7 protein-coding genes and 1 pseudogene are annotated in these 5,353 nt (G+C 68.9%); 3 read left to right on the top strand and 5 right to left on the bottom strand.

Annotation, left to right across the window (positions count from 1 at the left end; all coding sequences use genetic code 11):
• Positions 1–85: 85 nt before the first annotated feature.
• Together VFL64_RS02660 and VFL64_RS02655 are read right to left on the bottom strand one after the other, a co-directional pair.
• Positions 86–478: a DUF3037 domain-containing protein gene (locus tag VFL64_RS02660; protein WP_489538836.1), complete on the bottom strand. Its 393-nt coding sequence runs from the start codon at positions 476–478 to the stop codon at positions 86–88.
• Positions 456–1,238: a HipA family kinase gene (locus VFL64_RS02655; protein WP_489538835.1), complete on the bottom strand. Its 783-nt coding sequence runs from the start codon at positions 1,236–1,238 to the stop codon at positions 456–458. The genes VFL64_RS02660 and VFL64_RS02655 overlap by 23 nt, the downstream gene beginning before the upstream one ends.
• Positions 1,239–1,326: 88 nt before the next feature.
• Between VFL64_RS02655 and VFL64_RS02650 the strand changes: the two genes are divergently transcribed.
• Complete coding sequence (locus VFL64_RS02650; RefSeq protein WP_489538834.1) at positions 1,327–1,911, top strand: GAF domain-containing protein; 585 nt, start codon at positions 1,327–1,329, stop codon at positions 1,909–1,911.
• Here the strand turns inward: VFL64_RS02650 and VFL64_RS02645 are convergent.
• The gene (locus VFL64_RS02645; RefSeq protein ID WP_489538833.1) at positions 1,904–2,110 is read right to left on the bottom strand and encodes an oxidoreductase-like domain-containing protein; all 207 of its coding nucleotides are present in this window, start codon (positions 2,108–2,110) and stop codon (positions 1,904–1,906) included. The genes VFL64_RS02650 and VFL64_RS02645 overlap by 8 nt on opposite strands.
• A 69-nt stretch (positions 2,111–2,179) precedes the next feature.
• Here VFL64_RS02645 and VFL64_RS02640 point away from each other — a divergent pair, with 69 nt between their 5' ends.
• The gene (locus tag VFL64_RS02640) at positions 2,180–3,070 is read left to right on the top strand and encodes an alpha/beta fold hydrolase (protein ID WP_489538832.1); all 891 of its coding nucleotides are present in this window, start codon (positions 2,180–2,182) and stop codon (positions 3,068–3,070) included.
• A gap of 24 nt (positions 3,071–3,094) precedes the next feature.
• Here the strand turns inward: VFL64_RS02640 and VFL64_RS02635 are convergent, their stop codons facing one another.
• Both VFL64_RS02635 and VFL64_RS02630 read right to left on the bottom strand, forming a co-directional pair.
• Positions 3,095–4,249, bottom strand: coding sequence for an ABC transporter substrate-binding protein (locus VFL64_RS02635; protein ID WP_489538831.1), 1,155 nt, complete (start codon positions 4,247–4,249; stop codon positions 3,095–3,097).
• Between the two features lie 225 nt (positions 4,250–4,474).
• Positions 4,475–4,897, bottom strand: a complete 423-nt coding sequence (locus VFL64_RS02630) for an META domain-containing protein (RefSeq protein WP_489538830.1) — start codon at positions 4,895–4,897, stop codon at positions 4,475–4,477.
• 142 nt (positions 4,898–5,039) lie between these two features.
• Between VFL64_RS02630 and VFL64_RS02625 the strand changes: the two are divergent.
• Positions 5,040–5,353: pseudogene (locus tag VFL64_RS02625) on the top strand (FMN-binding glutamate synthase family protein); the annotation flags it as partial.

Here is a 5,353-nt window from a genome sequence, read left to right as displayed (position 1 = left end):
GACCGCGATCCCGCTGGCGGACTTTCGCCGCTACCTGGCGAGCCGCGCCATCGTCGTTACCGACGCCGCAGCGAAGTGAAACCGTTCAGCGCGTGACACGCACCATGCGCCGCATCAGCCGCTCCAGCGCCTCGTCCAGGTCGTCGCCGCGGCCGGTGTGCACGGTGGAGGTCTGGATGCTGGTACTGCGCGGTGCCACCAGCCAGTCGAAGCGCTCACGGGTCGACAGGTGGCGCAGCGCACCGGCAGCCGCCCCCCCGGCGCAGATGGCGGGGATGGTGGCGAGCGTGGTGCGGATCGACTCCACGTCGGCGGAAGGTGCCAGCGCCAGCAGGCGCGCTTCGTCGAGCTCGATTCGCGCCTTCAGAAAGCCTGCCGACTTGCACGAGACGATCGCGCCCGCGTTGATGAACTCGCCCCGCTCCACCCGCGGGACGACCCGCACGATCGCGTAGTCATAGGTGTGCGGCGTGGGCACGGGCGGCCTCCTCGGCAAATGCGCGCGGCGCCTGCAGCCGGCGCACGAAGTACGCCAGGTAGGCGTCGCGCTGGGCCTGCGGCGTGGCGAAGGCTGCGTCGGCGAGCAGCCAGGTCTCGGGGATCAAGGCCACGACCTCGGCCACGCGCTCAGGCGTGAAGTGGGCGGCCATCGCGGCATCGACCGCATTCAACTCACTGGCGAAAGGCAGCAGCACGTGGTCCTTGATGGGTGCGAACGGGCTCAGCGCGCGCTCCAGGTACCCGTCCCACTGGTGGTGGAAGTAGAGCGCCGCGCCGTGGTCGATGAGCCAGAGCTTGCGGTGCCACATCAGCAGGTTGGCGTTGCGCGGCGTGCGGTCGATGTTGGTGACGAAGGCATCGAACCAGACAATGCGCGAGGCCAGCTCGGCCGGCGGCTGCTCGGCCAATGCATCGAAGGTGACCGAACCCGGCAGGTAGTCGAGCGCGAGGTTGAGGCCGGCGCTGGCGCGGATCAGGTCCTGGATCTCCGGGTCGGGCTCGGTGCGCGCGAGCTCGCCGTCGAGCTCCGCGAACACGATCTCGGGCACCGGCAGGCCGGCCAGCCGCGCCAGCTCGCCGCACACCAGTTCGGCGATCAATGCTTTCGGCCCCTGGCCGGCGCCGCGGAACTTGAGCACGTACAGCCCGTCGTCGCTGGCCTCGATGATCGCGGGCAGCGACCCGCCTTCGCGCAAGGGCGTGACGTAGCGGGTGGCGGTGACGGTTCGGAGTTCCATGGGCGAGTGATTCTCGCGCGGATGACAGGGGCTCTGCCGTCCGGGCACACTGCGGCGCAGTTTGCAGACCCGCCACGAGGCCTCGAGCATGAGCAATTTCAGAGACAGCTTCCGCCCCGACGAGCTTTTGGTCCAGGTGTCCGAGCTGCTGGTGGCCACCGCGGATTCGGCCGATGCCGAGATCGACAAGGCCGTGCCCGAGGTGCTGCACCAGCTGCGCGAGAAGATGAAGATGGACGTGGTGTTCGTCTCCGAGTTCGTCGACGGTCAGCGCGTGTTTCGCTTTGTCGACCGCAGCACGGGTGCGCCGTCGCTGGGAGCCGGTGACAGCGCGCCGCTGGAAACCAGCTACTGCCAGCGCGTCGTCGATGGCCGCCTGCCCGGGCTGGTGCACGACGCCGCCTCGCTGCCGGCCAGCATGGCCTTGCCGAAGACGGACTTCCGCGTCGGCGCACACCTCAGCACGCCCATCGTGCTGCCCGATGGCAACACCTACGGCACGCTGTGCTGCTTCAGCACGGCACCCAACACCAGCCTGCGCCAGCGCGACCTCGACACGCTGCGCCTGTGCGCGCAGCTGGTGGCCCGCAAGGTGAACGCTGCCGTGCAGCTGAAGAAGGCGCCCGACTGGACGCTGGAGCCGATCAAGGACAAGACCTGGCAGCTCAAGTGAGGATGAGCAAGGCCTCTTCGCGCCAGTAGTCGGCGGCGGCGAAGAAGCCTTCCCACACACAGCCATTGCAACCGCGCCCGCAGCAGGTGGTGGGCTCGGGCGGCGGCGCGCGCAGCGCGATGCCCTCGGCGCGGGCCTGTTGCTGCAGCTCGGCGAACACCAGCTTGGCGCTGCGAAGGTCGGTGATGGGCGGAAGCATCGCGGAATGGGCAGAACGAAGAGCCGCGAGGATAGCGCCGTGCCAAGATCGTGCATCGGAGGTGTTGCCATGGGGTGGTTCGACGGGTTCGAAGCGAAGGTCCACGAGGTCAACGGCATGCGCCTCTTCGCGCGCAGCGGTGGCCGCGCCGACGGGCCGCCCTTGCTGTTGTTGCACGGCTTCCCGCAGACGCACGCGATCTGGCACCGCGTGGCGCTGGCGCTGAAGAACCGCTTCTTCCTGGTGATGCCCGACCTGCGCGCCTATGGCGATTCGACGCAGCCACCCGATGCGCCCGAGCACGCCAACCACAGCAAGCGCGCGATGGCGGCCGACATGGTGGCGCTGATGCGCTCGCTCGGCCACGCGCGCTTCGGCCTGGTCGGCCACGACCGCGGTGGCCGTGTCGCGCACCGCCTGGCAGTCGATCACCCGCAGGCACTGAGCAAGCTCTGCCTGATCGACATCGCGCCCACGCTCGACATGTACGAGGCCACCGACATGCGCTTCGCCAGCGCCTATTACCACTGGTTCATGCTGATCCAGCCGGCGCCCGTGCCCGAGCGCCTGATCGGCGGCGATCCGCTGTTCACGCTGCACTGGACGCTGGGCGGCTGGGGCAGCAAAGGCCTGGACTACATCGAACCCGAGGCGCTGGCCGAGTACGAGCGCGCGTTCTGCCGGCCGGAGAACATCCACGGCTTCTGCGAGGACTACCGCGCCGCGGCCGGCATCGACCTCGCGCACGACCGCGCCTCACGAGCGGCCGGCGAGCGCATCGCCTGCGACACGCTGGTGCTGTGGGGCACGCACGGCGTGGTGCACCGCTTGTTCAAGCCGCTCGAACTCTGGCAGGCGCAGTGCGCCGGCCACGTGAGCGGCCAGGCGCTGGAGAGCGGGCATTTCGTGCCCGAGGAGGCGCACGCCGATGTGGCGCGCGCGATCGGGGAGTTCTTCTAGGCGCGCCAGGTCAGGCGCACGGAATCAGGCGCGAAGCACGCCGTCCGGCCCGAAGATGCCGAGCTTGACGGACGAGGTGCCGACGTAGGGGCCGGTGGCGCCGAAGTTGATCACCACCTCGCCCACCTCGAAGCCGTGGATGCCGGCCAGCGCCGTGCGCAGCTTGTCGCGCGTGATGTCGCGGCCCGCGCGGCGGATGCCTTCGGCCATCACCTGCGCGTTGATCCAGCTCTCCAGGCCCAGGCTGAGCGGCGCCTTCTCGCCGGCGGCTTCGAGCGAGGCCTGGTAGGCGCGCACCACCGCGAACTTGGAGGCGTTGCCGCTCGGGAAGACCGAGGCTGCTGCCAGGCCGGTGAGGTGCTTGCCCAGTCGCTTGGTGTCGGTGAAGGTAACCGACAGGCCGATGATGGGCAGGCCGGCCGCCTTCTCGCGCAGCGAGAGGATCATGTCGGTGGTGCCGGTGCCGGTGGTGCCGAGGAACACGGCGTCGACCTTGCTGTCGATCACCTGCTGCGCCACTTCGGCGTGGTTCTTGCCGTCCACCGCCAGCGGGATGGCGGCTTCGGCCTTGAGCTTCTGCTCGGCCAGCACGCGCTGCGCATTGGCCAGCACTTCCTTGCCGAAGGGGTTGTCGAGGTAGACGACCGCGATGTTCTGGATGCCCATCTGCACCAGCTGCTGCACCATGCGGGTGACTTCGTCGGTATAGCTCGGGCGGATGTGGAACACGTACTTGTGTTCCGCCTTGCGCAGCGAGGCCGCCCCGGTGATCGGGCCCAGCACCGGGATGCCGGCCTTCTCGGTCAGCGGCAGGATGGCGCCGGTGTTGGGCGTGCCGATGATGGACATCAGCGCGAAGGCGCTGTTGTCTTCGATCATCTGCTTGACGTTCTCGACCGTGCGCGGCGCGGCATAGCCGTCGTCCTTGGTGACGAAGCGCAACTCGCGGCCGTTCACGCCCCCGGCCTTGTTGATCTGCGCAAAGGCCGCGCGGATGGCGGCGTTGTGCTCCTGGCCGGCATTGCCCAGCGGGCCAGTCAGCGCGATGGAGTTGCCGATGGTGATGTGCTTGGACCCGAGGGCCGCTTCGGCCGCCAGGGCCGGCTGGATCCAGCTTGCAACGCCAAGCGCGGCCGCGCCGTGGCCGGCGTGCTGGAGAAAAAGTCGGCGGTTGATCATCGGGGTACCTCCCAGGCTCGAATGGGTGAGGAGCATGCGGCGACGGGTTGGGGTGCCCCGTCGCCTTGGCGACGCCCGCCGTCACGGCAGCGGGGTTCGCAGGCTAGTGGGTAAGCGCACGCTTGTCGAGCGAGGGTTTGCCTGGGCTGCTTTGTGCCGCCAGATGGAAGCCTCCAGCGCGGAACGCTGGATGTCCATCCACAAACAACAGAACCGCCCGGCGGCCTATTTGGGCGATTTGGGCGCCGCGGCCTTGAAGCTCAGGCGCACCGCATCGCCTTGCAGCAGGCTCAGCACCTGTCCTTCAATGCGGTAACCGTCGACGGTGCCCAGCAGCTCGATGACGCGCTGCTCCTGCTGCATCACGGCCGGTGCGCACGCCATGCGTGTGCTGGCGAGCGCGGTCAGCGCCAGCTGGATGCCGTGTTGCGTGTAGCGCCCCTGCAGGCGGTTGCAGCCACCGAAGGCGCTGAGCTTCTGCGTGCCCGGATGAAGCTGCAGGTGCGGGTCGGCCGCTTGAACGGCCGTGACCGGTGCCCCGTCGATCGCCAGCAGGCTCCAGCGCGTGCCGAGCAGATTGGGGTTGTCGGCCGGGGGCGCAGCCGCCAACGCCAGGGCCGGCAGCAGGCCGACGAGCAAGGACCGCATCAAGAACGAAAGCCGCATGCACCACCCCGGAAGGAAAGGTGGGCAGCATACGAAGCGCGTGCCCGGGTGTCCATGCTGCATTTCGCGGACTCGGCCCCGGAGGCGAGCGACTACCATCGCCGCCACACTCACGGGGAGCCCCATGCGCGCCTGGCTGCTCACGCTCAACCAGTACTTCCCGCTTCGCTACGCCACGTGGTTGCTGTGTGCCGTCGGCGCGCTGCTGTGCGCCTTCACGCAGATCGCCTTCGGCACCGGCGGCGGGTGGGCGCTGCTGTTCACGCTGCTGGTGCTGCTGGGCGTGCGCGACGTGATCCAGACGCGCCACTCGGTGCTGCGCAACTACCCCGTCATCGGCCACGTGCGCTTCCTGCTGGAGTACATCCGGCCGGAGATGCGGCAGTACTTCATCGAGAGCGACAACGAAGCCGCGCCCTTCTCGCGCCAGCAGCGCTC

Source organism: Rhizobacter sp., from assembly GCF_035702065.1.
Classification (GTDB): domain Bacteria; phylum Pseudomonadota; class Gammaproteobacteria; order Burkholderiales; family Burkholderiaceae_C; genus Rhizobacter.
The sequence above is the reverse complement of the archived record's forward strand: the minus strand, read 5'-3'. Positions and strand labels throughout refer to the sequence as shown.